23 protein-coding genes are annotated in these 24771 nt (G+C 67.5%); 9 read left to right on the top strand and 14 right to left on the bottom strand.

The window, feature by feature from the left end; translation table 11 throughout:
- Positions 1-112 precede the first annotated feature (112 nt).
- The gene (locus J0J10_RS01385) at positions 113-1078 is read left to right on the top strand and encodes a DUF4167 domain-containing protein (RefSeq protein ID WP_291644657.1); all 966 of its coding nucleotides are present in this window, start codon (positions 113-115) and stop codon (positions 1076-1078) included.
- A gap of 66 nt (positions 1079-1144) precedes the next feature.
- Here J0J10_RS01385 and J0J10_RS01380 read toward each other — a convergent pair whose 3' ends face one another.
- On the bottom strand, positions 1145-1936 hold the full coding sequence (locus J0J10_RS01380) for an MOSC domain-containing protein (protein WP_291644656.1): 792 nt from the start codon (positions 1934-1936) through the stop codon (positions 1145-1147).
- 105 nt (positions 1937-2041) lie between these two features.
- Positions 2042-2422, bottom strand: coding sequence for a DUF2293 domain-containing protein (locus tag J0J10_RS01375; protein WP_465247140.1), 381 nt, complete (start codon positions 2420-2422; stop codon positions 2042-2044).
- Positions 2423-2553: 131 nt separating this feature from the next.
- Between J0J10_RS01375 and clpB the strand changes: the two genes are divergently transcribed.
- The gene (gene clpB, locus J0J10_RS01370) at positions 2554-5175 is read left to right on the top strand and encodes an ATP-dependent chaperone ClpB (protein ID WP_291644654.1); all 2622 of its coding nucleotides are present in this window, start codon (positions 2554-2556) and stop codon (positions 5173-5175) included.
- 234 nt (positions 5176-5409) lie between these two features.
- Here clpB and J0J10_RS01365 read toward each other — a convergent pair whose 3' ends face one another.
- Positions 5410-6609 carry a M20 family metallopeptidase gene (locus tag J0J10_RS01365; protein WP_291645254.1) on the bottom strand — a complete coding sequence of 400 codons (1200 nt, stop codon included), beginning with the start codon at positions 6607-6609 and terminating at the stop codon, positions 5410-5412.
- A gap of 203 nt (positions 6610-6812) precedes the next feature.
- Here J0J10_RS01365 and J0J10_RS01360 point away from each other — a divergent pair, with 203 nt between their 5' ends.
- Positions 6813-7094 carry an acylphosphatase gene (locus J0J10_RS01360; RefSeq protein WP_291644653.1) on the top strand — a complete coding sequence of 94 codons (282 nt, stop codon included), beginning with the start codon at positions 6813-6815 and terminating at the stop codon, positions 7092-7094.
- A 102-nt stretch (positions 7095-7196) separates the two neighbouring features.
- On the opposite strand, the gene J0J10_RS01355 is transcribed toward J0J10_RS01360, so the two are convergent.
- Entirely contained in the window at positions 7197-8702 is a 1506-nt protein-coding gene (locus J0J10_RS01355; protein WP_291644652.1) for a catalase, read from the bottom strand.
- Between the two features lie 142 nt (positions 8703-8844).
- Here J0J10_RS01355 and J0J10_RS01350 point away from each other — a divergent pair, with 142 nt between their 5' ends.
- Positions 8845-9816 carry a hydrogen peroxide-inducible genes activator gene (locus tag J0J10_RS01350; RefSeq protein WP_291635267.1) on the top strand — a complete coding sequence of 324 codons (972 nt, stop codon included), beginning with the start codon at positions 8845-8847 and terminating at the stop codon, positions 9814-9816.
- Here the strand turns inward: J0J10_RS01350 and J0J10_RS01345 are convergent.
- From J0J10_RS01345 to J0J10_RS01330, 4 genes are all read right to left on the bottom strand, one after another.
- Positions 9798-10430 (bottom strand): LysE family translocator, encoded by a 633-nt coding sequence (locus tag J0J10_RS01345; RefSeq protein ID WP_291635266.1) that lies wholly within the window; start codon positions 10428-10430, stop codon positions 9798-9800. The two genes, J0J10_RS01350 and J0J10_RS01345, sit on opposite strands and share 19 nt — an antisense overlap.
- Positions 10431-10548: 118 nt before the next feature.
- Entirely contained in the window at positions 10549-11055 is a 507-nt protein-coding gene (locus tag J0J10_RS01340; RefSeq protein ID WP_291644650.1) for a DinB family protein, read from the bottom strand.
- Positions 11056-11066: 11 nt separating this feature from the next.
- Positions 11067-12290 carry an NAD(P)/FAD-dependent oxidoreductase gene (locus tag J0J10_RS01335; RefSeq protein WP_291644648.1) on the bottom strand — a complete coding sequence of 408 codons (1224 nt, stop codon included), beginning with the start codon at positions 12288-12290 and terminating at the stop codon, positions 11067-11069.
- 80 nt (positions 12291-12370) lie between these two features.
- Entirely contained in the window at positions 12371-13285 is a 915-nt protein-coding gene (locus J0J10_RS01330; protein WP_291644646.1) for a LysR family transcriptional regulator, read from the bottom strand.
- Positions 13286-13470: 185 nt separating this feature from the next.
- Here J0J10_RS01330 and amaB point away from each other — a divergent pair, with 185 nt between their 5' ends.
- The 4 genes from amaB (at position 13471) to J0J10_RS01310 (ending at position 19312) form a co-directional block, all read left to right on the top strand.
- Positions 13471-14991, top strand: coding sequence for an L-piperidine-6-carboxylate dehydrogenase (gene amaB / locus J0J10_RS01325; protein WP_291644644.1), 1521 nt, complete (start codon positions 13471-13473; stop codon positions 14989-14991).
- 133 nt (positions 14992-15124) lie between these two features.
- A complete protein-coding gene (locus tag J0J10_RS01320) occupies positions 15125-16318 on the top strand; it encodes an acyl-CoA dehydrogenase (protein WP_291635255.1) in 1194 nt (397 codons plus the stop codon).
- Between the two features lie 131 nt (positions 16319-16449).
- Positions 16450-17637, top strand: a complete 1188-nt coding sequence (locus J0J10_RS01315; RefSeq protein ID WP_291644642.1) for a CaiB/BaiF CoA transferase family protein — start codon at positions 16450-16452, stop codon at positions 17635-17637.
- A complete protein-coding gene (locus J0J10_RS01310) occupies positions 17630-19312 on the top strand; it encodes a thiamine pyrophosphate-binding protein (protein ID WP_291644640.1) in 1683 nt (560 codons plus the stop codon). Before J0J10_RS01315 ends, J0J10_RS01310 begins: the two co-directional genes overlap by 8 nt.
- Here J0J10_RS01310 and J0J10_RS01305 read toward each other — a convergent pair.
- Complete coding sequence (locus tag J0J10_RS01305; protein ID WP_291644638.1) at positions 19298-19870, bottom strand: cytochrome b; 573 nt, start codon at positions 19868-19870, stop codon at positions 19298-19300. The genes J0J10_RS01310 and J0J10_RS01305 overlap by 15 nt on opposite strands.
- Entirely contained in the window at positions 19867-20427 is a 561-nt protein-coding gene (locus tag J0J10_RS01300; protein WP_291644636.1) for a YceI family protein, read from the bottom strand. Before J0J10_RS01300 ends, J0J10_RS01305 begins: the two co-directional genes overlap by 4 nt.
- Positions 20428-20687: 260 nt before the next feature.
- Between J0J10_RS01300 and J0J10_RS01295 the strand changes: the two genes are divergently transcribed.
- The gene (locus J0J10_RS01295) at positions 20688-21215 is read left to right on the top strand and encodes a hypothetical protein (protein WP_291644634.1); all 528 of its coding nucleotides are present in this window, start codon (positions 20688-20690) and stop codon (positions 21213-21215) included.
- Here the strand turns inward: J0J10_RS01295 and J0J10_RS01290 are convergent.
- The 4 genes from J0J10_RS01290 to J0J10_RS01275 all read right to left on the bottom strand — a co-directional run bounded on the left by J0J10_RS01290 (position 21209) and on the right by J0J10_RS01275 (position 24763).
- The gene (locus J0J10_RS01290; protein ID WP_291635244.1) at positions 21209-21925 is read right to left on the bottom strand and encodes an SDR family NAD(P)-dependent oxidoreductase; all 717 of its coding nucleotides are present in this window, start codon (positions 21923-21925) and stop codon (positions 21209-21211) included. The two genes, J0J10_RS01295 and J0J10_RS01290, sit on opposite strands and share 7 nt — an antisense overlap.
- The gene (tal, locus tag J0J10_RS01285; protein WP_291644632.1) at positions 21922-22890 is read right to left on the bottom strand and encodes a transaldolase; all 969 of its coding nucleotides are present in this window, start codon (positions 22888-22890) and stop codon (positions 21922-21924) included. Before tal ends, J0J10_RS01290 begins: the two co-directional genes overlap by 4 nt.
- Before the next feature lie 149 nt (positions 22891-23039).
- Positions 23040-23876, bottom strand: coding sequence for a carbohydrate ABC transporter permease (locus J0J10_RS01280; protein ID WP_291635240.1), 837 nt, complete (start codon positions 23874-23876; stop codon positions 23040-23042).
- On the bottom strand, positions 23876-24763 hold the full coding sequence (locus J0J10_RS01275) for a carbohydrate ABC transporter permease (RefSeq protein WP_291644630.1): 888 nt from the start codon (positions 24761-24763) through the stop codon (positions 23876-23878). The genes J0J10_RS01280 and J0J10_RS01275 overlap by 1 nt, the downstream gene beginning before the upstream one ends.
- Positions 24764-24771: the final 8 nt, after the last annotated feature.

The raw sequence follows: 24771 nt of genomic DNA, 5'->3' as shown, positions 1-24771 counted from the left end.
GCGCGGCGTCGCAACCCGCCGCGCGTCACTTCGTATGTGACGCCCTTGCACGGTTGCCTCGAATGAACAGAACGCGAGATTGACGCGAATGAGACCAGGTCAGAACCGGCGCATGCGCGGCCGTAACAACAATAACAACAACAATGGCGGCAACCGCAAAGCTCCAAATCCGTTGCAGCGGAGCTACGAATCCAACGGTCCCGACGTCAAGGTCAGGGGCACCGCCCAGCATGTCGCGGAAAAGTATCTTCAGCTAGCCAGGGATGCCCAGTCTTCGGGCGACCCGGTTGCCGCAGAGAACTATTTCCAGCACGCCGAACACTACTATCGCATCCTGCTCGCCGCCCAGGAGCAGATGGCGCAGCAATTCGGCCACAGCTTCCCGCCCAACCGCGCCTTCAACGAGGATCCGGACGAGGCCGAGGAAGAGAGCGAGGACGAGAACGCCGGCTTCCAGCCCGGTGGCCAGCCGGCCGAGCGCCAGAGCTATAACGGCAATGGCGGCGTCAACGGCCATGCCGCGCCGCGCCAGGAGGGCGAGCAAGGCGAGGGCCAGCGTTTCGACCGGCCGAACCGTGGCGAGCGCAATTTCGACCGCAACCCGGAGCGCAACGGCCGCCGCTTCGACCGCAATGACCGCCAGGAGCGCGGTGAGCGCGGCGAACGCCGCTTCGAGCGCCAGGACGGCCAGCCGGCCGCCCATGCACCGCGACCGGAAGCGCAGCCCGGTGCCGAGCAGCCCGACTATGTCGCGGAACCGATCCAGGCCGAGCGCCCGCCCCGCCCCGAGCGTCAGCCGCGTGGCGAGCGCCAGCGCCGGACCGAAGTCGCGGCCGTGACGGAGGAGCAGGAGGTCGCGACCGCCCTGCCGGCCTTCCTGACGACGCCGACGCGCCTGCCGATCGCGATCACCTCCAGCGAGGGCGAGACCGCCCCCCCGGAGGCCGCCGCCGAGCCGGTTTCCGCCGAAACGGTCGAGGCCGCAGAGCAGGAGAAGCCCAAGCGCACGCGCCGGCGCCGCTCGCCGCGGGAAGTGATGGATGCGCTCGGCTCCGAGAGCGACGGCGCCGCCGAATGAGCCGGGCCGCCGCGGCGGTCTGCGCAGAAAGCTGAGAAAAAGGGCCCGGAAGGGCCCTTTTTCATGTCAGGGAATGCCGGCCGGCGCGACCTGCGCCACTGCGGCGATTTCGAGCCGTGCGCCCTTCGCGATCACGCCACCTGCGAGCACGCGGCAGTAGATCCCGCAATCGACATGGCCATAGCCCTGCAGCAGCGCCTTCGGGATCTGCAGGTCACGGGCGCCGGTCGTCGGATCGACATTGGTGGCGGCGCAGCGCTCGATCCGCTTGATCACTGAGAGGCGCAAGCCCCCCGGCCCCTCCAGTTCGCGTCCGACCAGGTCGTTCTCGGCCCAGGCCGGCAGATCCTCGACCATGACATTGCCGCGAAAGCGCAACGGGTCGATCTCCGCGCCCATCCGCGCCGCGAGATCGGCAACACTCGCCAGATTGATGATCGAGACGAAGCCCGAGCGCGAATCGGTGAAGCGATAGCCCTCCGGCGCCGCGAGCAGACGCGGTCGGCCACGCAGCTCCTCCGGCATGAAGCCCTCGAAGAAGGCCGAGAGCCGGTCATGCCCCTCCGGGCTATGCGGCGAGATCCGCAGCACCTCACGGCCCTCCTGCGAGATCGTGAGTTCGCCGCCGGCATCGTCATGGCGTGTCCTGAGCCGCGCCAGCGACTCGTTGCGCATCAGCATCAGATATTTGATCTTGGGCTGGTGCACCGGCTCGGCCGGATCGAAACCCGAGGGCCCGTTCTCGATCGCGAAGAGCCGGTCGCCCGGGAAGTAGCCGCCGGGTGAGAGCGCCGCGCTCGTCAATGGCTCCGGCGAGAGCCCCTTGACTGGATAGCGGTAGAGCGATGCGACGCGCATGATCTTGTCCTCGGTGGTGCGGCGAGGCCGGACCTTGGCATAGCCGGGGGCCAGCGATCCAGCACGCGACCGGCAGGGATCGATGAAATCCCCGGATCGGACCGGTCAGGACGCGTTGCCCTCGCCGCCATCCTCGTCGCCATCGGCGACGGAGCGCTGGCAGCCCCAGCCCGAGAGCACGTCGTCGGTCTGGTCGATGACGAAGAAGCGGGCCGCATCGCGCTCATAGCCTTCGGCCAGCAACCGGTCGTAATCGGTGTGGCTGTGGCGGACATGGCTGCCGAGCGCCAGCCAGAGCGCCGTCGACGGCGGCAGGGCCTTCATCTGATTGCGGCCGGCGAGCGCCAGTACCGCCTCGGCATCGCTCAGGGGGATACCCGGCGCCAGCGCCCGGAGCGCCTTGCGAATCGCCTGTTGCCGCCGGGTTCCAACCATGGCCCAAGGCTGGGCGGGCGCGGCGTCGATCGTCAATCCCAAAGCGGACACGCCCCCCTTACGTTGCCCCGATGCAACACCTATCTGTCTGGACGAGGGGTCGCCCGACAGGGGGCTCCATCCTGACGAAAGGCAGCCGGCTCCGCCGCCACGGGGCGCGACCGGCGGGCGGAGGTTTATTGATGAACATTGAGAAATACACGGATCGGGCGAAGGGTTTCCTACAGGCCGCGCAGACCATCGCGATGCGCGAGGGTCATCCCCAGTTCACGCCCGAGCATGTGCTGAAGGCGCTGCTCGACGACGGCGAAGGCATGGCCGCGGGCCTGATCGACCGCAGCGGCGGCCAGTCGCGCCTGGCCAAGCAGATGGTCGACGCGGCGCTGGCCAAGCTGCCCAAGGTCAGCGGCTCCGGCGCCGGCGCGCCGCAGCTGACGCCGGCCCTGGCGCGCGTCTTCGGCACGGCCGAGACGGCCGCCGACAAGGCCGGCGACTCGTTCGTCACGGTCGAGCGGCTGCTGCTCGCGCTGGCGATCGAGAAGGAGACCGAGGCCGGCAAGGTGCTGGCCAAGGCTGGCGTCACGCCGCAGGGCCTGAATGCCGCGATCGAAGCAATCCGCAAGGGCCGCACCGCCGATTCCGCTTCGGCCGAACAGAGCTATGACGCGCTGAAGAAGTATGCGCGCGACCTGACGGCCGCAGCGCGCGAGGGCAAGCTCGACCCGGTCATCGGCCGCGACGAGGAGATCCGCCGCACGATCCAGGTGCTGTCGCGCCGGACCAAGAACAATCCGGTGCTGATCGGCGAGCCCGGCGTCGGCAAGACCGCGATCGCCGAGGGCCTGGCGCTACGCATCGTCAATGGCGACGTGCCCGAGAGCCTGAAGGACAAAGAGCTGCTCGCCCTCGACATGGGCGCGCTGATCGCCGGCGCGAAATATCGCGGCGAGTTCGAGGAGCGGCTGAAGGCCGTGCTCTCCGAGGTCTCGGCCGCGGCGGGCGGCGTCATCCTGTTCATCGACGAGATGCACACGCTCGTCGGCGCCGGCAAGACCGACGGCGCGATGGACGCCTCCAACCTGCTGAAGCCGGCGCTGGCGCGCGGCGAGCTGCATTGCATCGGCGCGACCACGCTCGACGAGTACCGCAAATATGTCGAGAAGGATGCGGCGCTGGCGCGGCGCTTCCAGCCCGTCTTCATCGACGAGCCGACGGTCGAGGACACGATCTCGATCCTGCGCGGGCTGAAGGAAAAGTACGAGCAGCACCATCGCGTCCGGATCACCGACTCGGCGCTGGTCGCGGCGACGACGCTGTCTAACCGCTACATCACCGATCGCTTCCTGCCCGACAAGGCGATCGACCTCGTCGACGAGGCTTCGGCGCGCCTGCGCATGCAGGTCGACTCCAAGCCCGAGGAGCTCGATTCGATCGATCGCGAGATCGTCCGCCTGCGCATCGAGCAGGAGGCGCTGAAGAAGGAGAGCGATGCCGGCTCGCAGGAGCGGCTGCGGCGGCTCGAGGCCGAGCTCGCGGAGCTCGAGGCCCGCTCCGCAACGATCACCGCGCGCTGGAAAGCCGAGAAGGACAAGCTCGGCCAGGCCGCCGAGATCAAGACCAAGCTCGACAACGCCCGCACCGAGCTGGCGCAGGCGCAGCGCAAGGGCGAGTACCAGCGCGCCGGCGAGCTCGCCTATGGCGAGATCCCGCAGCTCGAGAAGGTGCTCGCCGAGATCGAGGCGAATGGCGATCAGTCCGGCATGGTCGAGGAGGCCGTGACGCCCGATCACGTCGCGCAGGTGGTCAGCCGCTGGACCGGCGTGCCCGTCGACAAGATGCTGGAAGGCGAGAAGGACAAGCTGCTGCGCATGGAGGAAAGCCTCGCCCAGCGCGTCGTCGGCCAGGAGGAGGCGGTCGAGGCCGTCTCCAAGGCGGTCAGGCGCGCCCGGGCCGGGCTGCAGGACCCGAACCGGCCGATCGGCTCTTTCATGTTCCTGGGCCCCACCGGCGTCGGCAAGACCGAGCTGACCAAGGCACTCGCCGCCTTCCTGTTCGACGACGAGACCGCGATGGTCCGGATCGACATGTCGGAATACATGGAGAAGCACTCGGTCAGCCGGCTGATCGGCGCCCCTCCGGGCTATGTCGGCTATGAGGAAGGCGGCGCGCTGACCGAGGCCGTCAGGCGCCGGCCCTATCAGGTCGTGCTGTTCGACGAGGTCGAGAAGGCGCATCCGGACGTGTTCAACGTCCTCTTGCAGGTGCTCGACGACGGACGCCTGACCGATGGCCAGGGCCGCACGGTCGACTTCCGCAACGTCCTGATCATCATGACCTCGAATCTCGGTTCGGAGTACTTGGTGAACCAGCCCGAGGGCGAGGACAGCGACGCCGTCCGCGACGAGGTGATGGGCGTGGTGCGCCATGCCTTCCGCCCGGAGTTCCTGAACCGGATCGACGACATCATCCTGTTCCACCGCCTGCGGCGGTCGGATATGGGCGCGATCGTCGATATCCAGATGGGCCGCCTGGGCAAGCTCCTGACCGATCGCAAGATCGCGCTCGAGCTCTCCGACGAGGCGCGCGACTGGCTGGCCGACAAGGGCTACGACCCGGCCTATGGCGCGCGCCCGCTGAAGCGGGTGATCCAGAAATCGGTGCAGGACCCGCTGGCAGAACTGCTGCTCGCCGGCACGGTCCGCGACGGCGAAAGCGTGCCGCTGACGGTGGGGCCGGCCGGGCTGATGCTCGGCGAGTTCCCCGCGGCGAGCGAAGCTCGTCCGGCAGGGGTTGCGCTGAACTGAGTTCTACTCAATCGCGAAAAACAGAGGGTGCCGCGAAAGCGGCGCCCTTTTTCTACGCCGTCATTCTCGCCCGAAGCGAAGCGCAGCCCCGGAAACTCCAGGCCCCCCGCCGTCATGGTCGGGCTTGTCCCGACCATCCACGTCTCCCTTCAGCAAGCGCGGTGTTCAAGACGTGGATACTCGCCACGAAAGCGAGCATGACTAGCTGGAAGGACTTCTCGCTGGCGGCGGGCCTCACTCCATCCTGGCCGCAGTCCGCATCACCGCGAGCGCCAGCGTCTGCGCCGCCGGAACGATGCTCTCGACTTCCAAGAACTCGTCCGGCGTATGGGCCATGCCGCCGACCGGGCCGACGCTGCACAGGGTCGGGCAGCCCTGGGCGGCGGTGAAGCCGGAATCGGCGCAGCCGCCGGTGTATTCGGCGGTGACGGCGATGCCGAAACCGGCGGCCGCATCGCGATAGGCCTCGTAGAGCTCGGCCGACTCAGCCGTCGTCTCCAGCGGCAGGAACTCGCCCTTGATGATGAGCTGCGCCGAGGAGCCCTCGACCACCGGCGTCTCGACGATGGCGCGGATCGCGTCGACCAGCGCGTCGCGCTGCGCCTTGGTGCGGTAGCGCAGGTCGATCTCGCACCAGGCGTGCGGGGCGACGGTGTTGACGGTCTGGCCGCCGCCGATCAGCCCGACATTGACGGTGACGCCGGCTTCGAGATCGGTCAGCCCCTGGATCTTCGGGATCTTGTGGCCGAGATCGACGATGGCCGAGACGCCCTTCTCGTAATTCGCGCCGGAATGGGCGGCCCTGCCCTGGAAATCGGCGCGCATGAAGACGCCGCCCTTGCGGCCGGAGGTGACCGACTGCCGGCGGTCACGGACGAACTCGGTGCCAGCCGGCAGGCGGCTCGGCTCGGCATTGAAGACGCAGCGCGACTCGCGCGCCGCCGCCTCGATCACCGGGCGCGAGGATGGCGAGGCGATCTCCTCGTCGCTGGTGGTCAGCATCATCAGCGGCGCCTTCAGACCACCGCAGGCCGAAAAGGCGGCAGCGACGAAGGCCTCGATGACCAGCCCCGCCTTCATGTCGGCGACACCCGGTCCATAGGCGCGGCCGTCACGGATGGTGAAGGGCCGGCGCGTCGGCTCACCCTCGGGGAAGACGGTGTCGCGATGGCCGAGCAGCAGCACCGGGCGCTGGTCGTTGGCGCCGGGATTGGCCAGGCGCGCCTTGACCGCGTCGCCATAGCGAGCATCGGGCAGGACCTCGACGGCAAGCCCGTTCTTCTCGTGGAAGCGGGCCAGAACCTGGCCGGCCCGGTCGACGCCCGCCTTGTCATAAGAGCCGGAATCGGTGTCGACCATCTCGCGCAGCAGGTCGATCATCGCCTGCTTGCGCTCGCCGAGCCAGGCAGCGACCTTGGTTTCCTCGGGCGTCATGTCGGTCATGGTCGGGGGCTCTCTGTGGTTCCGGATGCGTGGGAAGCCGAAGCTAGTGCATCGGCGCAAGCGCAGGGAACCGGCATTCGCGCCGGACAGCCCCCGCCTTTCCGGCAGGACGCCCGGCCCGCTTCGCCTTCCCATGGCCGTCTTCGCTCCCGATCATGCGCCAAGAGCGGCATTCCACAGCGAAGGATGCAGGGATGACGGCGCTTCGCATCATCGTTTCGGGCGTGGTCCAGGGGGTCGGCTACCGGCAATGGCTGCGCGAGCGGGCGCTCCTCGCCGGGGTGGCCGGCTGGGTGCGCAACCGCAGCGACGGCACGGTGGAGGCCTTGCTGGCCGGAGCGCCGGATACGCTGGAGGCGCTCGTCGCCGAGGCGCGGAAGGGACCGCGCGGCGCCAGGGTCACGGATATCGAGCGCCGCGAGGCCTCGGCCGCCGACCATGCGGACCCGGATTTTCCGATCGCGCCCAGCCTGTGAAGCCCGCCGCGCCGGAAAGCGAAAAAACAAAAGGCCCGCCGGACAGCCGGCGGGCCCTGGATGTGACGAGGCGCCTTAGCGGCGCCTCGAAGCCGGCCGGCCTTACTCGGCGGCGCGCTGCGGCGTGTCGGGGGTCACCGAGATCGCCGGGCGCTCGCGCCCATCGGCCTTGGCGAGCGCGCGGCGCACGCCATTGCCGTAGTCCGGATGGATCTTGTCGAAATGCGCCAGCTGGCGCTCCTCGATCGCCTGCGGAATGCCGCCCATCGCCGCGGCGATGTTGGCGAAGAGCCGGTCCTTCTGGCCCTGGTCGAACAGGTTGAACAGCGCGCGCGGCTGGACATAGTCGTCATTGCCGATGCGGTGGTTGTAGCGATCGGCACTGCCGTCGATGCGCAGCGGCGGCTCCTTGGCCGACGGCTCCTCGACCGGGCCGCCGAAGGAGTTCGGCTCGTAATAGGCGTCGGGATTGCCGGTCTTGATGCCACCGTAAGTGTTCATCTGGCCATCGCGATGATAGTGGTGCACCGGGATTTTCGGCTGGTTGACCGGGATGTTCTCGTAATGCGTCCCGAGCCGGTGGCGATGCGCGTCGGCATAGGAGAAGACGCGGGCCTGCAGCATCTTGTCGGGCGAGAAGCCGATGCCCGGCACGATGTTCGAGGGCGAGAAGGCGGCGTTCTCGATCTCCGCGAAATAGTTCTCCGGATTGCGGTTGAGCTCCATGACGCCGATGTCGATCACCGGGTACTCGGCATGCGGCCAGACCTTGGTCAGGTCGAACGGGTTGTAGGAGGTCTTCTCGGCATCGAGCTCGGGCATGATCTGGACCTGCACCTTCCAGCGCGGATGCTCACCACGCTCGAGGGCGTTGAACAGGTCCTCCTGCGTCGACTCGCGGGTCTTGCCGACGACGGTCTCCGCCTCCGCATTGGTCCAGTGCTTGTGGCCCTGCATGGTCTTGAAGTGGAACTTGACCCAGTAGCGCTCGCCGCTGTCGTTCCAGAACGAATAGGTATGCGAGCCATAGCCGTTGATATGGCGCACATCGGTCGGCAGGCCGCGATCGGACATCAGGATGGTGACCTGATGCAGGCTCTCCGGCGAGAGCGACCAGAAATCCCACATGGCGGTCGGCGAGCGCATATTGGTCTTCGGATGGCGCTTCTGGGTGTGGATGAAGTCGGGGAACTTCACGGGGTCGCGCACGAAGAAGACCGGCGTGTTGTTGCCGACCAGATCCCAGTTGCCGTCCTGGGTGTAGAACTTCAGCGCGAAGCCGCGCACATCGCGCTCGGCATCGGCGGCACCGAGCTCACCGGCGACCGTGGAGAAGCGTGCCAGCATCGGCGTGACGGTGCCGGGCTGAAGGACCTTGGCCTTGGTGTACTTGGAAATATCGCCGGTGATGGTGAGGGTGCCGTAGGCGCCCCAGCCCTTGGCGTGGACGGCGCGCTCGGGGATACGCTCGCGGTTCTGGTGGGCGAGCTTCTCGATCAGCTGGTAATCCTGCATCAGGACCGGGCCGCGCTCACCGGCCGTGATCGAGTTCTGGTTGTCCGGGATCGGCGCGCCGGCGCTCGTGCGCATGATCGGGTTCTTCGACATCTTGTCCTCCACCTGCAGCCATCAAGAACCAGCAGGCCGGCCGGAAGGGCGGGCACGCTGGAATTGGAGGAACTAACAGGACATTGCGACGATGATGTCCAATACCGTTTGCGGCAAGCCACGATAGGTTTATCCTATCGTCATGTTCACCTTGAAACAGCTCCGCTATTTCGCCGCGGTGGCGCGCCACCGCCATTTCGGCCGGGCCGCTGCCGAATGCCATGTCAGCCAGCCGGCGCTTTCCCTGCAGATCCAGGAGCTCGAGCGCTTCCTCGGCACGCAGCTGATCGAGCGTCGCCGCAACGCCATCGCCCTCACCGAGGCCGGCCACGACATCGCCGAGCGGGCCAACCGCATCCTGATCGAAGCGACCGACCTGATCGACCATGCCCGGCACCGGCCGAAGCTGCTGACCGGGCGCCTCGAACTCGGCGTCATCCCGTCGATCGCGCCTTATCTGCTGCCGGCGACGCTGCCGCGCCTGCAGGAGAGCTATCCCGCGCTCGATATCGGCCTGCGCGAGACCCAGACCGCGACCCTGCTCGACGACCTCGTCGACGGGCGGCTCGACGTTGCCCTGCTCTCGCTGCCGATCGAGCGGCCCGGCCTGGAGACCCTGCATCTGTTCGACGATGCCTTTCTGCTGGCGCTGCCCGCCCTCCCCGGCGGCGATGGCCTGGCGCTGACGCCGGAAGCGGCGCTGGCCGGCGAGAATCTGCTTCTGCTCGAGGAGGGCCACTGCCTGCGCGACCAGGCACTGAGCTTCTGCGGGCCGGCAAGACCGGGCTCGCGCCGACAATATGGCGCCTCCAGCCTGTCGACGATCATGCAGATGGTGGCGAACGGTTTTGGCACGACGCTTCTGCCGGCCATGGCGCTGCCGATCGAGTTCCGGCCGGATATGCCGGTCAGGCTCTACCGCTTCGCGCCGCCCGGCCCGAGCCGCTCGATCGGCCTGGCCTGGCGCAGGACCTCGGCACGCAAGGGCGATTTCCAGGCGCTCGGACGCATGCTCGCCGAGATCGGCCGCTCTCTGACGGAGGCTCGCGAAAACGGTCCGCCGATCGAAAACGAGGCGCTGCGGCTGACCTCGCCTCAGCGCCTCGCTTCATAAGCCATCCGCAGGGCAAAGCCCGCCAGCACCGTGCCCATCAGCCAGCGCTGGGCCAGCGACCAAAGCGGCCGCGTGCGCAGGAAGACAGCGATGCCGCCGGCCGCGAAGGTGATCAGCGTGTTGACGCTGACGCTGACCACGATCTGGATCAGCCCGAGCAGAATCGACTGGCCGAGCACACTGCCCGCGGCCGGATCGATGAATTGCGGCAGCAAAGCGAGATAGAGCATCGCGATCTTCGGATTGAGCAAGCTGGTCAGCAAACCCATCATGAAGAGCTTGCGCGGCCCGTCATGCGGCAGCTCGCGCACCTGGAAGGGCGAGCGTCCGCCCGGGCGGACGGCCTGCCAGGCGAGCCAGAGCAGATAGGCAGCCCCCAGCAGCCGCAGCGCGTCATAGGCATAGGGCACCGCGAAGACGAGCGCAGTGATGCCGAAGGCGGCGCAGAAGACATAAAACAGGAAGCCGAGCGCGATGCCGCCGAGCGAGACCATGCCCGCCATCGGCCCCTGCGCGATCGAGCGCGAGATCAGGTAGATCATGTTCGGGCCGGGCGTCAGCACCATGCCCAGCGCCACCAAAGCGAAAGCCAGCAGGGTCGAGATGTCTGGCATGAAAGTATCCCCGGATTGGATGGCAAATCCTGCGCAAACCGCCCGGCCCTGCGCAAGATCACCCGAACGCAAGCCCGATATGACGATCAGACACCCAGCTGCCGCCGAACGGCCTTGCTCAACCGCGCATGTCGACCAGTACGAGGTCGGTATCGCCGGGCTTGGCGCCAGAAGCTGTCAGCATTGCGTGGACCTGGCCGCGATGGTGGGTCTGGTGGTTGAAGAAGTGTACGACGAGCTGGGATCTCGGCCGGGTCAGCTCGCGGCCGGAGATACCGGACACCCAGGTCAGGTCGCCGGCCAGCCATTCCGCAGAGAGCCCGGCCGCCCAGTCGCCGATCAGGGCATCGGTCGCCTGCCGCTCGGCGACCAGTTCGTCCCAATCCGCGATCATGCGGGCGGATTCGCTGCCCGGGACGGCCGGCTTCGGCGTGCCGGCGAAACGCGAGAGCCACATCCGGTCGCCCCAGAGCAGATGGCAGAAAGTGCCGTGGATCGAGCCGAAGAAGGCGCCGCGATCCTGTCTGCGCGTCGCATCGCTCAGCGTCGCCGCCGCGCCGTAGAGATTCTCGTTCTGCCAGGCGTTGTAGCGCGCCATGGTGACGGCATAGGCGGTATCGATCACCGCGGAACTCCTCAGATGATGTTGGCCTCGCGCAAGGGCCGGCCGGTGACGATGCGCTCATGGCCGAGATCGGCAAGGTCGAGGCTGAGATAGCGGCCATGCGCGATGTACTCGGCCAGGCCGCGCCCGACCGCTGGCGATTGCTGCAGGCCGTGACCAGAAAAGCCGTTGGCGAGGTAGAGATTGGGCAGGCCGGCCGCAGGTCCGACGATGGCGTTGCCGTCGAGCCCGTTCATGTCATAGGGGCCGGCCCAGGCCCGGCCCGGCCGGATCGCTTCGAAGGCGGGGATGCGATGGGCCAGCGCCGGCCAGACCGTTTCCTCGAAGAACGACCAGTCGACATCCTCGACATCGGCAGCATTCTCATCCCAATCGGGATCATGCTGCCCGTCCACCGGCGAGGCACCGCAGATGAACATCTGCCCCTCGGCGCCGCGCTTGCCCTCCGGCCGGCAATAGGCACCGGAGGTGTCGATCAGCAGCGGACAGTTGTCGACCTCGCCCTTGCAGGTGAAGGTGAAGACATAGCGCTTCTTCGGCGCGACCGGGATCGCGACGCCGGCCGTCTCCGCCAGTCTCGCGCCATGCGAGCCGGCGGCGTTGACCACCGTTCCGCAGGCGATGCGGCTGCCATCGGCGAGCGCGACGCCGGTGACCCGCCCGCCCTCGACGACATAGCGGGCGACCTCGCCTTGGCGGTATTCGACACCGAGCGAGCGCGCCTTCCTGCGGAAGGCCTGGAGCAGGGCCCAGCCGTCGAACCAGCCCTCGCCGCTGACGCCATAGGTGCCGCAGGCGAGATCCGAGGTATTGAGCCAGCCGAACTTGGCTCCGAGCGCTTCGGCCGAAAGCAGGGCAATGTCGGCGCCCTCGACCTGCTGCAGGCGCTGATTGGCCTCGAGCATCGGAGCGCCCTCACCGCTGGCGACATAGAGATAGCCGCCCTCGTGCAGATCGATGGCGGGCACCTCGCCATCGACGGCGAGACGGGCGCCGATATCCCGCAGGAAGCCGATGCCGAAGAGCGAGATGCGGATGTTGACCGCGCTCGAGAACTGCTGGCGGATCGAGGCTGCGGACAGAGCCGAAGCCGAATAGCGATAGGTCGGGTCCTTCTCGATCACCACGACCTTGCCCTTGAAGCCGGGATCGGCGGCGAGATGATAGGCGACGGAGGAGCCGATGGCGGCGCCACCGACAATCACGACATCGGCGGTTTCAGGAGCGGAGGGCATTCGAGGACCTGCGACGAAAGAGGAAAGGTTCGTGACCTTTTCGCATGATTGGCTCGGCCTTCGGCGCTTGTCGAGAGGCGCTAGCCCGTCCCCTCGCATTCGCCGAGCAGCCAGTCGCGGAAGGCGATCACGGTCGGCAGGCTCGCCTTGGCTTCGGGATAGACGAGGTAATAGCCCTCGGGACCCCGCACCGGCCGGTCAACGGGAATGACGAGGGCACCGGAGCGCAGCTCGTCCTCGACCAGGAGCCGCGGCACGATGGCGATGCCGAGCCCGGCGACAGCGGCCTGAGCGACCATGGCGAACTGCTCGAAGCGCGGGCCCATCAGCGCCCGCTCCGGCGGCAGGCCCTGTGTCTCCAGCCAATCCGCCCAGGCGCGCGGCCGCGTCGACTGCTGCAGCAAGGGCTGGCGCAGCAGGTCGGCCGCCTCGGTCAGCCCCGCCCGCGCCACCAGCGCCGGCGCCGCCACCGGCACGACCTCCTCGCCCATCAGCCGGTGCAGCCGCGCGCCGGGCCAGACCGGATGCCCGAAATGGATCGCCGCATCAGCGGGGTCATGGGCGAAGTCGAAAGGCACGATCCGCGTCGAGAAATTGATGGTCACGCCGGGATGCGCCTCGGTGAAGCGCGGCAGCCGCGGAATCAGCCAGCGCGTGCCGAAAGTCGGCAGAATGGCGAGATGCAGCAGGCCGGCCGCGCCGCGAAAGGCCATGGCCGATAAGGTCGCGGCGGCCAGCCGGGACAGGCCATCTCGGACCTCGGCCGCATAGGCCGCCCCGGCCGGCGTCAGGCTGACGCGCTGTTTGACGCGCTCGAACAGACTCAGGCCGAGGCTCTGCTCGAGCAGGGCGACCTGGCGGCTGACCGCCCCTTGCGTCAGGTTCAACTCCTCGGCGGCGCGGGTGAAGCTGCCATGACGCGCCGCCGCCTCGAAGGCGGCGAGCGCCGAGAGGGAGGGCACCGAAAGGCGTCCGGGCACGATCTCAGATGTCATGAGAAAACCTCATCAAGATATGAGAACATATCGGTTGCCCCGCGCCGCCGAAAGAGGGCATTCTCCGCCGGAACTGACAGGCTTTTCGACGATCGCCTTCCGCCGCGGCCGACGCGGACCGGGACGGCGGTCCGTTTCATGCGCTTCTCCCCGCGCCGGGCAGGAGCGCCAGGCACAGGTACGAGATGACCACTTCCCTTCCCAAAGACGCTCTCGCCCTCCTCCAGCGGCTCGGCGTGCCCGATTCCGCCTATGCCGGCGCCGGACTCTCGGCCCGTTCGCCGATCACCGGCGAGACCGTCGCGACCCTGCGCGAGACCTCTCCGGCCGAGGCCGAGGCCGCGATCGGCCGGGCCCAGGCCGCCTATCTTGCCTGGCGCAAGGTGCCGGCGCCGCGGCGCGGCGAGTTCGTCCGCCTGCTCGGCGAGGAACTGCGCGCCGCCAAGACCGATCTCGGCCTGCTGGTGACGCTGGAAGCCGGCAAGGTCACCTCGGAAGGCCTCGGCGAGGTCCAGGAGATGATCGACATCTGCGACTTCGCCGTCGGCCTGTCGCGCCAGCTCTACGGCCTGACCATCGCCACCGAGCGTCCGAACCATCGCATGATGGAGACCTGGCACCCGCTCGGCGTCTGCGGCGTGATCTCGGCCTTCAACTTCCCGGTCGCGGTCTGGTCTTGGAATGCGGCGCTCGCCTTCGTCTGCGGCGACAGCGTCGTCTGGAAGCCCTCCGAGAAGACCCCGCTGACGGCGCTCGCCGTGCAGGCGATCGTCGAGAAGACGATGAAGCGCTTCGGCCCCGAGGCTCCCGCCGGCCTCTCCGAGGTGCTGATCGGCGGCCGCGAGATCGGCGACATCCTGGTCCAGGATCATCGCGTGCCGGTCGTCTCCGCCACAGGCTCGACCCGCATGGGCAAGGAAGTCGGCCAGAAGCTGGCGGCGCGCTTCGCCCGCGCCATCCTCGAGCTCGGCGGCAACAATGCCGCGATCGTCGCCCCCTCGGCCGATCTCGACATCGCGCTGCGCGGCATCGCCTTCGCGGCGATGGGCACGGCCGGCCAGCGCTGCACCACGCTGCGCCGCCTGATCGTGCATGAGAGCGTCTATGACGCGCTGATCCCGAAGCTGGCCAAGGTCTACGCGAGCGTGAAGATCGGCGATCCCCGCGAAGCCGGCGTGCTGGTCGGCCCGCTGGTCGACGAGGCCGCCTATCAGGGCATGCAGAAGGCGCTGTCCGAGGCCAAGGCAGCCGGCGGCAAGGTCCATGGCGGCGACAAGGTCGATGTCGGCTCCGGCGGCTTCTATGTCCGTCCGGCGCTGGTCGAGATGCCCACGCAGACCGGCCCGGTCGAGCGCGAGACCTTCGCCCCGATCCTCTATGTCATGAAGTACAGCAGCCTCGACCAGGCGATCGCCATGCAGAACGCGGTCGGCGCCGGCCTGTCCTCCTCGATCTTCACGCTGAACATGCGCGAGGCCGAGATCTTCGTCTCCGATGAGGGCTCGGATTGCGGCATTGCCAACGTCAATATCGGCCCGTCCGGCGCCGAGATCGGCGGCGCCTTCGGTGGCGAGAAGGAGACCGGCGGTGGCCGCGAGGCCGGCTCGGACGCCTGGAAGGCCTATATGCGCCGCGCCACCAACACGCTGAACTACGGCACCACCTTGCCGCTGGCGCAGGGCGTCAGCTTCGACGTGGACGCGTGAGGACTAGGCGTCATTTCCTGGCGAAGCCAAGCGCAGACCCGGGAATCTCGTGACCAGCCAACTGGTTTCCGAGATGGCCGGGTCAAGCCCGGCCATGACGATCGTATGAACAGGACGGGGAAGGAAGAAAGACATGGCAAGCCACAAGCTCGCACAATTCAGCTGGGAAGACCCCTTTCTGCTCGACGAGCAGCTCAGCGAGGATGAGCGCCTGATCCGCGACACCGCCCGCCAATACGCGCAGGAGAAGCTGCAGCCGCGCGTCGCCGAGGCCTATCTCGAGGAGAAGACCGAGCGCGGCATCTTCAACGAGATGGGCGAGCTCGGCCTGCTCGGCGTCACCGTTCCCGAGGAATATGGCTGCGCCGGCGCCAACTACGTCTCCTATGGCCTCGTCGCCCGCGAGGTCGAGCGCGTCGACTCCGGCTACCGCTCGATGATGTCGGTGCAATCCTCGCTGGTGATGTACCCGATCTACGCCTATGGCGACGAGAACCAGCGCAAGAAGTACCTGCCCAAGCTCGGCTCAGGCGAATGGGTCGGCTGCTTCGGCCTGACCGAGCCCGATGCTGGCTCCGACCCGGCGGGTATGAAGACCCGGGCCGAGAAGGTCGCCGACGGCTACAAGCTGACGGGCTCCAAGATGTGGATCTCGAACTCGCCGATCGCCGATGTCTTCGTCATCTGGGCGAAGTCGGCCGCGCATGACAACCAGATCCGCGGCTTCATCCTCGAAAAGGGCATGAAGGGTCTTTCGGCCCCGAAGGTCGGCGGCAAGCTTTCCTTGCGCGCCTCGATCACCGGCGAAGTCGTCATGGACGGCGTGATCGTACCGGAAGAGAACCTGCTGCCGAACGTCTCGGGGCTGAAGGGGCCGTTCGGCTGCCTCAACCGCGCCCGCTACGGCATCTCCTGGGGCGCGATGGGCGCCGCCGAAGACTGCTTCCAGCGCGCCCGCCAATACGGGCTCGACCGCAAGCAGTTCAATAAGCCGCTCGCCCAGACACAGCTCTACCAGAAGAAGCTCGCCGACATGGTGACCGAGATCACGCTCGGCCTGCAGGGTTCGTTGCGCGTCGGCCGCCTGCTCGACGAGGGCAAGATGGCGCCGGAGATGATCTCCCTGGTGAAGCGCAATAATTGCGGCAAGGCGCTCGACATCGCCCGTCAGGCCCGCGACATGCACGGCGGCAACGGCATCTCGATCGAGTACCATGTCATGCGCCATGCGGCGAACCTCGAGACGGTCAACACCTATGAGGGCACGCATGACGTCCATGCGCTGATCCTCGGCCGGGCTGTCACCGGTCTGCAGGCGTTCTTCTGATCCACACGCTCCCCCGTCACCCCGGACGGAGCGAAGCGCAGCTCCGGGATCCATCGTAGAGCGCAATGCCCTTCGATGGATCCCGGGACGACCTTCGGCCGCCCGGGATGACGGCGTTCAGGATGGCAGCGATGTCCAACACCCCTCCCCTCGCCGGCCTGCGCGTCCTCGAGCTCGCGCGCATCCTCGCCGGCCCCTGGATCGGCCAGCTGCTTGCCGATCTCGGCGCCGACGTCGTCAAGGTCGAGAGCCCGGAAGGCGACGACACCCGCAGTTGGGGCCCGCCCTTCGTCGAGGGCGTCGGCGACGAGCATCTCTCGGCCGCCTATTTCCATTCCTGCAATCGCGGCAAGCGCTCGATCACCGCCGATTTCCGCAGCGAGGAAGGCCGGGCTCTGGTGCGCCAGCTCGCCGGTCACGCCGATATCGTGATCGAGAACTTCAAGGTCGGCGGGCTCGCCAAATACGGGCTCGATGCCGAAAGCCTGCGCAAGCTCCATCCCAGCCTGATCTATTGCTCGATCACCGGCTTCGGCCAGGACGGGCCCTATGCCGAGCGCGCCGGCTACGACTTCCTGATCCAGGGCATGGCCGGCTCGATGTCGATCACCGGCCAGCCCGACGGCCAGCCGACAAAGGCCGGCTACGCCAAGACCGATATCTTCACCGGGCTCTACGCCACGGTCGGCATTCTCGCCGCGCTGCGCCGGCGCGACCAGAACGGCGAAGGTGCGACGATCGATCTTGCCCTGATGGACACGCAGGTCGCGGTGCTCGGCAACCAGGCGCTGAACTATCTGGTCTCGGGCAAGCCGCCCGCTCGGCTCGGCAACGCCCATCCGAATATCGTGCCTTACGAAGTCTTCCCCGTCGCGGATGGGCACATCATCATCGCCACCGGCAATGACGGGCAATATCGCCGGCTCTGCGAGGTGCTGGGGCAGGCCGATCTTGGCACTGATCCCGCCTATGCCGACAATAAGGGCCGCGTCACCGGCCGCGCCGTGCTGATCCCGCTCCTGGCCTCGCTCACCGCCCAGCGGCAGAAAAGCGAGCTGCTCACGGCGCTGGAAGCCGCCGGCGTCCCGGCCGGGCCGATCAATGATATCGGCGAGGTCTTCGCCGATCCGCAGGTGATCGCACGCGGCATCAAGGCCGAGCTGCCGAGCGCCGCCGCCAAGGCCGGTGCGATCCCGACCGTCGCCTCGCCGATCGTGATCGACGGCGTGCGACAGGTCGCCGGCCGGCCGAGCCCGCGGCTCGGCGAGCACAAGGACGAAATCCTCAACGACCCCACCTGGAGTGGACGACATGGCTGAACGGAGCGGCGGGCAGATCCTCGTCGATCAATTGCTGATTCATGGCGCGACGGACGCATTCTGCGTGCCGGGCGAGAGCTATCTCGCCGTGCTCGACGCGCTGCACGACGCCAATCTCAAGGTCACGATCTGCCGAGCCGAGGGCGGCGCGGCGATGATGGCGGAAGCCGCCGGCAAGCTGACCGGCAAGCCCGGCATCTGCTTCGTGACGCGCGGGCCGGGCGCCACCAACGCCTCGCCCGGCATCCATATCGCCGACCAGGACTCGACGCCGATGATCCTGTTCGTCGGCCAGATCGAGCGCGGCATGCGCGAGCGCGAGGCCTTCCAGGAGCTCGATTACCGCGCCGTCTTCGGCACGATGACGAAATGGGCGACCGAGATCGACGATGCCGCGCGCATCCCCGAGATCATCAGCCGCGCCTTCCATGTCGCGACCTCCGGACGGCCCGGCCCGGTGGTGATCGCGCTACCCGAGGACGTGCTGACCGACCTCGCCGACGTCGCCGATGCCGAGCCTTATCAGGTCACCGAGACGCATCCCTCCCTGCTGCAGACGATCGACCTGCAGAAGCGGCTCTGGGCGGCGAAGAAGCCGGTCGCGATCCTCGGCGGCTCGCGCTGGAACCCGCAGGCGATCGAGCGCTTCCAGCGCTTCGCCGAGCGCTTCGACCTGCCGGTCTTCGTCTCCTTCCGCCGGCAGATGCTGTTCCCGGCCGACCATCCGAATTTCGGCGGCGATCTCGGTATCGGCCCCAATCCGAAGCTGTTGAAGCGCATCCAGGAGAGCGACCTCGTCCTGCTGGTCGGCGGGCGCCTCTCGGAAATGCCGAGCCAGTCCTACACCCTGTTCGGCATCCCCAATCCGGGCCGGCCGCTGGTCCATGTCCATCCCGATCCCGAAGAGCTCGGCCGGGTCTACCGCCCATCGCTCGCGATCAATGCGACGCCGACCGCCTTCTGCGCCGCGCTCGAGACGGTGCACCCGCCGCAGGAGATTCCGTGGGCCGGCGCTGCCGCCGAAGCGCATGAGGCCTATCTCGCCTGGAGCGAGCAGCCGGCGCCGGTGCCGGGCAAGTTCCACCCCGGCGAGATGGTGACCTGGCTGCGCCGCAACCTCCCGGCCGATGCGATCATGTGCAATGGCGCCGGCAATTACGCGACCTGGGTGCACCGCTTCCACCGCTTCACCAAATTCGCGACGCAGCTCGCCCCGACCTCCGGCTCGATGGGCTATGGCGTGCCGGCGGCGATCGGCGCCAAGCGGCTCTTTCCGGAGCGCACCGTCGTCGCCTTCGCCGGCGATGGCTGCTTCCTGATGAACGGCCAGGATTTCGCGACCGCCGTGCAATACGAGCTGCCGGTGATCGTCATCGTCGTCGACAACGGCATGTACGGCACCATCCGTATGCACCAGGAAAAGCACTATCCCGGCCGCATCTCGGCGACGACGCTGAAGAACCCGGACTTCGCCGCCTATGCCAAGGCCTTCGGCGGCCATGGCGAGCGCGTCGAGACGACCGAGCAGTTCGCGCCGGCCTTCGAGCGGGCAGTGAGCTCGGGCAAGCCGGCGATCATCCATTGCCTGCTCGACCCCGAGGCGATCACGCCGGCGAAGACGCTGTCGATGATCCGGGCCGAGGCGATCGCGGCGCAAGGCTCAGGGCAGGCCTGAGCCGGCCCGGCCGAACCACATCCGGCGCAGCAGCCGGTCCCGCCACGCGAACTGGTGGACCAGCGCTGCGCCGAGATGGATCAGCCCCAGCACGACGAGGCTGTCGAAAACCAGCCCGTGCAGGCTGCGCATCAGCTCATAGGTCGCCTTGTCCGGGCCGATGGGATGAGGGATCGCGAGCCACCCGAAATACAGGGTCGGGATCTGGATCGGCGCAGCCGCGACCGTCAGCAGACCGGTCACGGGCAACACCAGCAGGCACAGATAGAGTCCGGCATGCACGGCCAGCGCCGCCCGGCGCAGCCAGGCGCTGGCCGGCAACGGCTCCGGATCCGGGATGACGAGCCGCAGGCTCAGCCGCATCACGACGAACAGGGCGACAGTCAGCCCGATCGATTTATGCCACTGATACAGGACGAACCGGCCGAGCAAATCCCGGCTCTCATCGCCCATCAGGCGGGCGAGGCTATACTGGGCCACGATGAGCGCCAGCGTCAGCCAGTGCAGGACAACGAGAACCGGATGCCAGCGCGGCGGCCTCGCGACCGCCGCGGTCATTGCCCGAGCCGCCCCTTGATCGCGATCTCGACCTGATCGTCGACGACATTGACCTCGCGGCCGATGCCGAAGGCCGAGCGCGAGAAGGCAGCGCTGGCCCGAAACTGCAGGCGCCCGCTGCGCTCGGCCATCCCGACATCGTCCTCGGCGACGGCGGTCGCCGCGACCGGATGGGTGACTGCGCGGATGGTCAGCCGCCCCTGGATCGTCAGGCTGCGCTCGCCTGTCCGGGTCACGCTGTCCGAGGTGAAGCTGGCGAGCGGGTGATGGGCGGCGTCGAGCATGCTGTCGCCCTTGATGAAATCGTCGACGAGGGCCGTGCCTGTGTGCAGCGACGCGGTCTCGATGGTGATGCGGATGCGGCTGCGCTCCGGCCGCGCGAAATCGAGCGCCACGACGCCGTCATAATGCTCGAACTGGCCCGAGGCGGTCGGCACGCCGAAACGGCGCGCGACGAAGCCGACCTCGCTTGCTCCTGGCCGCAGCGACAGGGAGGTCTGGGCGACCACCGCACCGGCCGCCAAGAGCGCGAGCATGGACACAGCAAGTCGGGTCATCGCGCGACGGACTGCCCGAAACATGGCGTGGCGGTGGCAGACGCCACCTCACACGAAGAGTTGAAATCGACAGTTCCGGGAGATCGGCCGCATCGTCAGCCGCCGGACAGGCGGATACCGGGCCGCCAGCGAGCAGCAGCGGCGTTCCATCTGGCTTCTGCATCTCCAGACAGAAGCGTCGCCGCGAGAACGCGACTGCCGGTGCCATTGAACCTTTCGGCTCGCACTTCGTTTCAAGGAGCAGGCAGGGAGTAACGACAATGTCACGGCGGATGGTACTGGCGATGGGAATGGCGGGGGCCATGGGCCTTGCCATGGTGCCCCAGGCACAGGCTGCCGGCTTCTTCGACGATCTGGCGCGCATCTTCGGCGCGCGCCCGACACCGCCGGCCATGATCGGCGGCGGCGATCCCTTCGAGGTGACGGTGAAACCGAAACGGCAGAAGCCGCGCGCAGTGGCGGCGTCGACCAGGCCGGCGGAGCCAGCGGTCAAGCTCGATCCGGCGACCGATCCCTACTGGTATCTGCACGACCCGACGCTGCGCAAAGGCGACATCATCGTGACGCGTGCGGGCGTCGTCGTCTTCGACGGACGCAGCGGATCGCAGCATTCGCCGGAAGCCTTCACGGCGCTTGGCGACACCAAGCGGCTGCCGAAGGCCCAGCAGCAGGTGCTGCAGGCGGCAGCGGCCGGCGGGCGGGCCTATTTCCGCCATGACGGCCCGGCCAGCCCCGCCGCGCTGGTGCAGAAGGTCAATGTCGAGAACGCGATCTCGCAGGCTCAGTAGGTCGCGCGGCCGCCCGATAGATCGAAGACCGCACCGGTCGAGAAGCTGCATTTCTCGCTGGCAAGCCAGGCGACGAGCTCGGCCAGTTCCTCGACCGTGCCGAGCCGCCGGAGCGGGCTCTTGCCGATCATGGTCGCGACCGTCTCTTCGCTCATCTGCTGCAGCAGCTCGGTCTCGATCGCCGCCGGCGCGACCGCATTGACCAGCACGCCACTGCCGGCGAGTTCCTTGCCCTGCGCCTTGGTCAGGGCGATCACCCCGGCCTTGGCGGCGCTGTAGGCGGACAGCGTCGGAGTGCCCTCCTTGCCGGCGAGCGAGGCGATGTTGACGATACGGCCATAGCCGCGCGGCGCCATCGCGGCCGCAACCGCCCGCGAACATAGGAAGGTGCCGGTCAGGTTGACCGCCTGGACCTTCTGCCATTGCGCCAGCGGCGTCTGCGCCACCGTGGTCGAGGGGCCGGTCAGCCCGGCATTGTTGACGAGCACGGCGACCGGCCCATGCTCGCTTTCCGTCCGTGCCAGAGCGGCAGCGACCTGCGCCTCGTCGGCGACGTCGCAGGCGACGAAGCCATGGCCGCCCTCGCCTTCCGCCAGATCCCACACGACCGGCAGAAGGCCGTCATCGGCGAGCCGCTCGCAGACCGCGCGGCCGATGCCCTTGGCGCCGCCGGTGACGACGGCGACCTTGGCGAGAGCTTCTGCGCTCACGCCGCCTTGGCCTGTTCGAGCTTGGCCGCGACGAGCTTGCGCAGGCCACGCAGGTCCTTGACGAAGCCGCGAATGCCCTCGGCCAGTTTCTCGGTCGCCATCGCGTCCTCGTTCAGGGCGAAGCGGAAGGCCTTCTCGTCGAGGACGAGGCGTTCCGGCGCCTTGCCGACGGTTTCGGGCGAGAGCTTGCGCGGCAATTCGCCGGTCGCGGCCTGGAGCTCGTCGAGCAGACCGGGGCCGATGGTCAGCCGATCGCAGCCGGCCAGCGCCTCGATCTCGCCGGTGTTGCGGAAGGAGGCGCCCATCACCACCGTGTCGATGCCATGGGCCTTGTAGTAGCTGTAGATGCTGCGGACGGAGACGACGCCCGGATCGGTCTCGGCCGTGTAGGGGCCGCCACCGGCCTTGACGTGCCAGTCGAGGATCCGGCCGACGAAGGGCGAGATCAGGAAGGCCTTGGCATCGGCGCAGGCGACCGCCTGCGGCAAGGCGAAGAGCAGGGTCAGGTTGCAGTCGATGCCCTCGGCCTGCAGCACGCGTGCCGCCTGGATGCCCTCCCAGGTCGAGGCGATCTTGATCAGGATGCGCTCGCGGCCGACGCCGCGCTCCTGATAGGCCGCGATGATGGCACGCGCCTTCTCGATCGTCGCCTTGGTGTCGAAGGAGAGGTCGGCATCGACCTCGGTCGAGACGCGGCCGGGAACGATCTTGGTCAATTCGGTGCCGAAGGTGACGGCGAGCCGGTCGCAGACCGCCTCGACCGCGCCTGCGCCGCCCTGCCGCTTGCCCCAGGCGATCGCCTCGTCGACGAGGCCGGCATAGGCCGGTGTCTCGACCGCCTTCAGAATCAGCGTCGGATTGGTGGTGCAATCCACCGGCTTCAGCCGCCGCACCGCCTCAATGTCGCCGGTGTCGGCGACGACGGTGGTCATGGCGCGGAGCTGTTCGAGCTTGGAAGCGGTCATCTCTCTACCCTCGGGATATGCGGCCGGATTCCCCGCCAATATGGCGCCTGCCGCGCGTCATTGCGAGCACAAGCGAAGCAATCCAGCCCTGCGTCAGGTCGGCTGGATCGCTCCGCAGGTCTCGTCGGCCCGCACTGAGCGGACAAGGCTCAGCTCTTCACCGCCCCGGCGGTCAACCCAGAGACCATGTTGTTGCGGAAGCCGTAATAGATCACCGCCGGCGGGATGGCGTAGATCAGACCGGCCGTCATCAAGAGGTTCCAGGGCGCGTCGTCGGCCGAGAGGAACAGGCCGAGGCCGACGGCGAGCGGCAACTCCTTCTCGCTGGAAAGCAGCAGGAAAGCGTAGAGATACTCGTTCCAGGCGAGCAGCAGCGCATAGATGCCGATCACCACCATGGATGGCTTCATCAGCGGCAGGTAGACCATGCGGAAGAGCTGGAGCGAGGTCGCGCCGTCCATGATCGCGGCTTCGTCGAGTTCCTTCGGCAGCTTGTCGGAAGCCTGCTTCAGCACCCAGATCGCATAGGGTGAAGCCAGCGCCACCATGGCGAGGATCAGGGCCGTGCGCGTGTTCAGCAGTCCGAAGGTCCCCATCGCCTTGTACATCGGGATGGCGAGGAAGGCGGCCGGGATCAGATAGGTCGCGAGCGCGAAATTCATGATCGAGCGGCCGCCCGGCGCCTTCAGCCGCGAGATCGCGAAGGCGGCGCAGGTCGCGATGAACAGCGTGAGCAATCCGGTCGTGATCGCGATCAGGAAGCTGTTGAACAGCTGCAGCCAGAAATTGGTCAGGTAGTAGTGCTGCTGCTTGAAGACGATCTGGAAGTTCTGCAGCGTCGGCTGGTCGGGCCAGAGCTTGCCGGCCAGCATCGATTCCTGGTTGGAGATCGACAGCACGAAGAGATGGTAGATCGGCAGCAGCGTCCAGATCAGCACGGGAATCGCGATCAGGATCAGCTTGCCCTCGTCGAGGAGCCTTTTCATCATTCGGCTCCCTTCGAGAGACGCTTCACCATGAACCAGACCATGGGCAGGATCAGCGGCATGGCGACGATGATCGAGGCGATGCCGAGGTCGAGATTATTGTTGCGCATATAGCGGATGCCGAGCGTCGCCAGGACGTGGTTGAGGTCGCCGGGCCCGCCACCGGTGAGCAGGTAGACGCTGTTGAAATCCCCCAGCGTCCAGATCATCGAGAGCAGCGTCGAGGTGACGTAGAGCGTTGCCAGCGACGGCCAGGTGATGAAGCGAAACTGCTGCCATTTATTGGCGCCGTCGACACTGGCGGCCTCGTAGAGATCCTGCGCGATGGCGAGCCGGCCGGTGACCAGGATCAGCGTCCAGAACGGCAGCGACTTCCAGATATGGACGAGGATCGACGAGGCGAAGGCGAGCGTCGGATCGGTCAGCCAGCCCGGCCCCTCCATGATGCCGAACCACTGGAAAAGCTGCTGGTTGATCATGCCGTTCTCGGGATTCAGCATCACCCGGAAAGACAGGATGGTCGGAATCGAGGGCACCGCCCAGGGCAGGATGAAGAGCACCAGCATGAAGCGGACCCAGGCGCGCTGCTGGACGAAGAAGCCCGACAGGAACAGCGCGATCAGGAACTTCAGGTTCACCGCCACGAACAGGAAGATGATGGTGTTGACCACCGTCCGGAGGAAGATCGGATCGGCGAACAGTGCCTTGTAGGATTCGAAATTCAGGCCGATCCACAGGCCGTAGGCGACCGGGTAGGCCACCATCACGGCGAAGACGAGGATATAGGGCGCGAGCATGAGCACGCCCCAGAAGACGCGGTCGCGCGCCTGTCCCGAGGTCGCGTCGGCCGAAGCCGGGGTGGAGGTTGCCATCGTTGCGGCGGTCATCTTCTTGT

This window comes from Allobosea sp., assembly GCF_017308075.1.
Taxonomy (GTDB): domain Bacteria; phylum Pseudomonadota; class Alphaproteobacteria; order Rhizobiales; family Beijerinckiaceae; genus Allobosea.
This window is presented reverse-complemented; position numbering and strand designations above follow the sequence as displayed.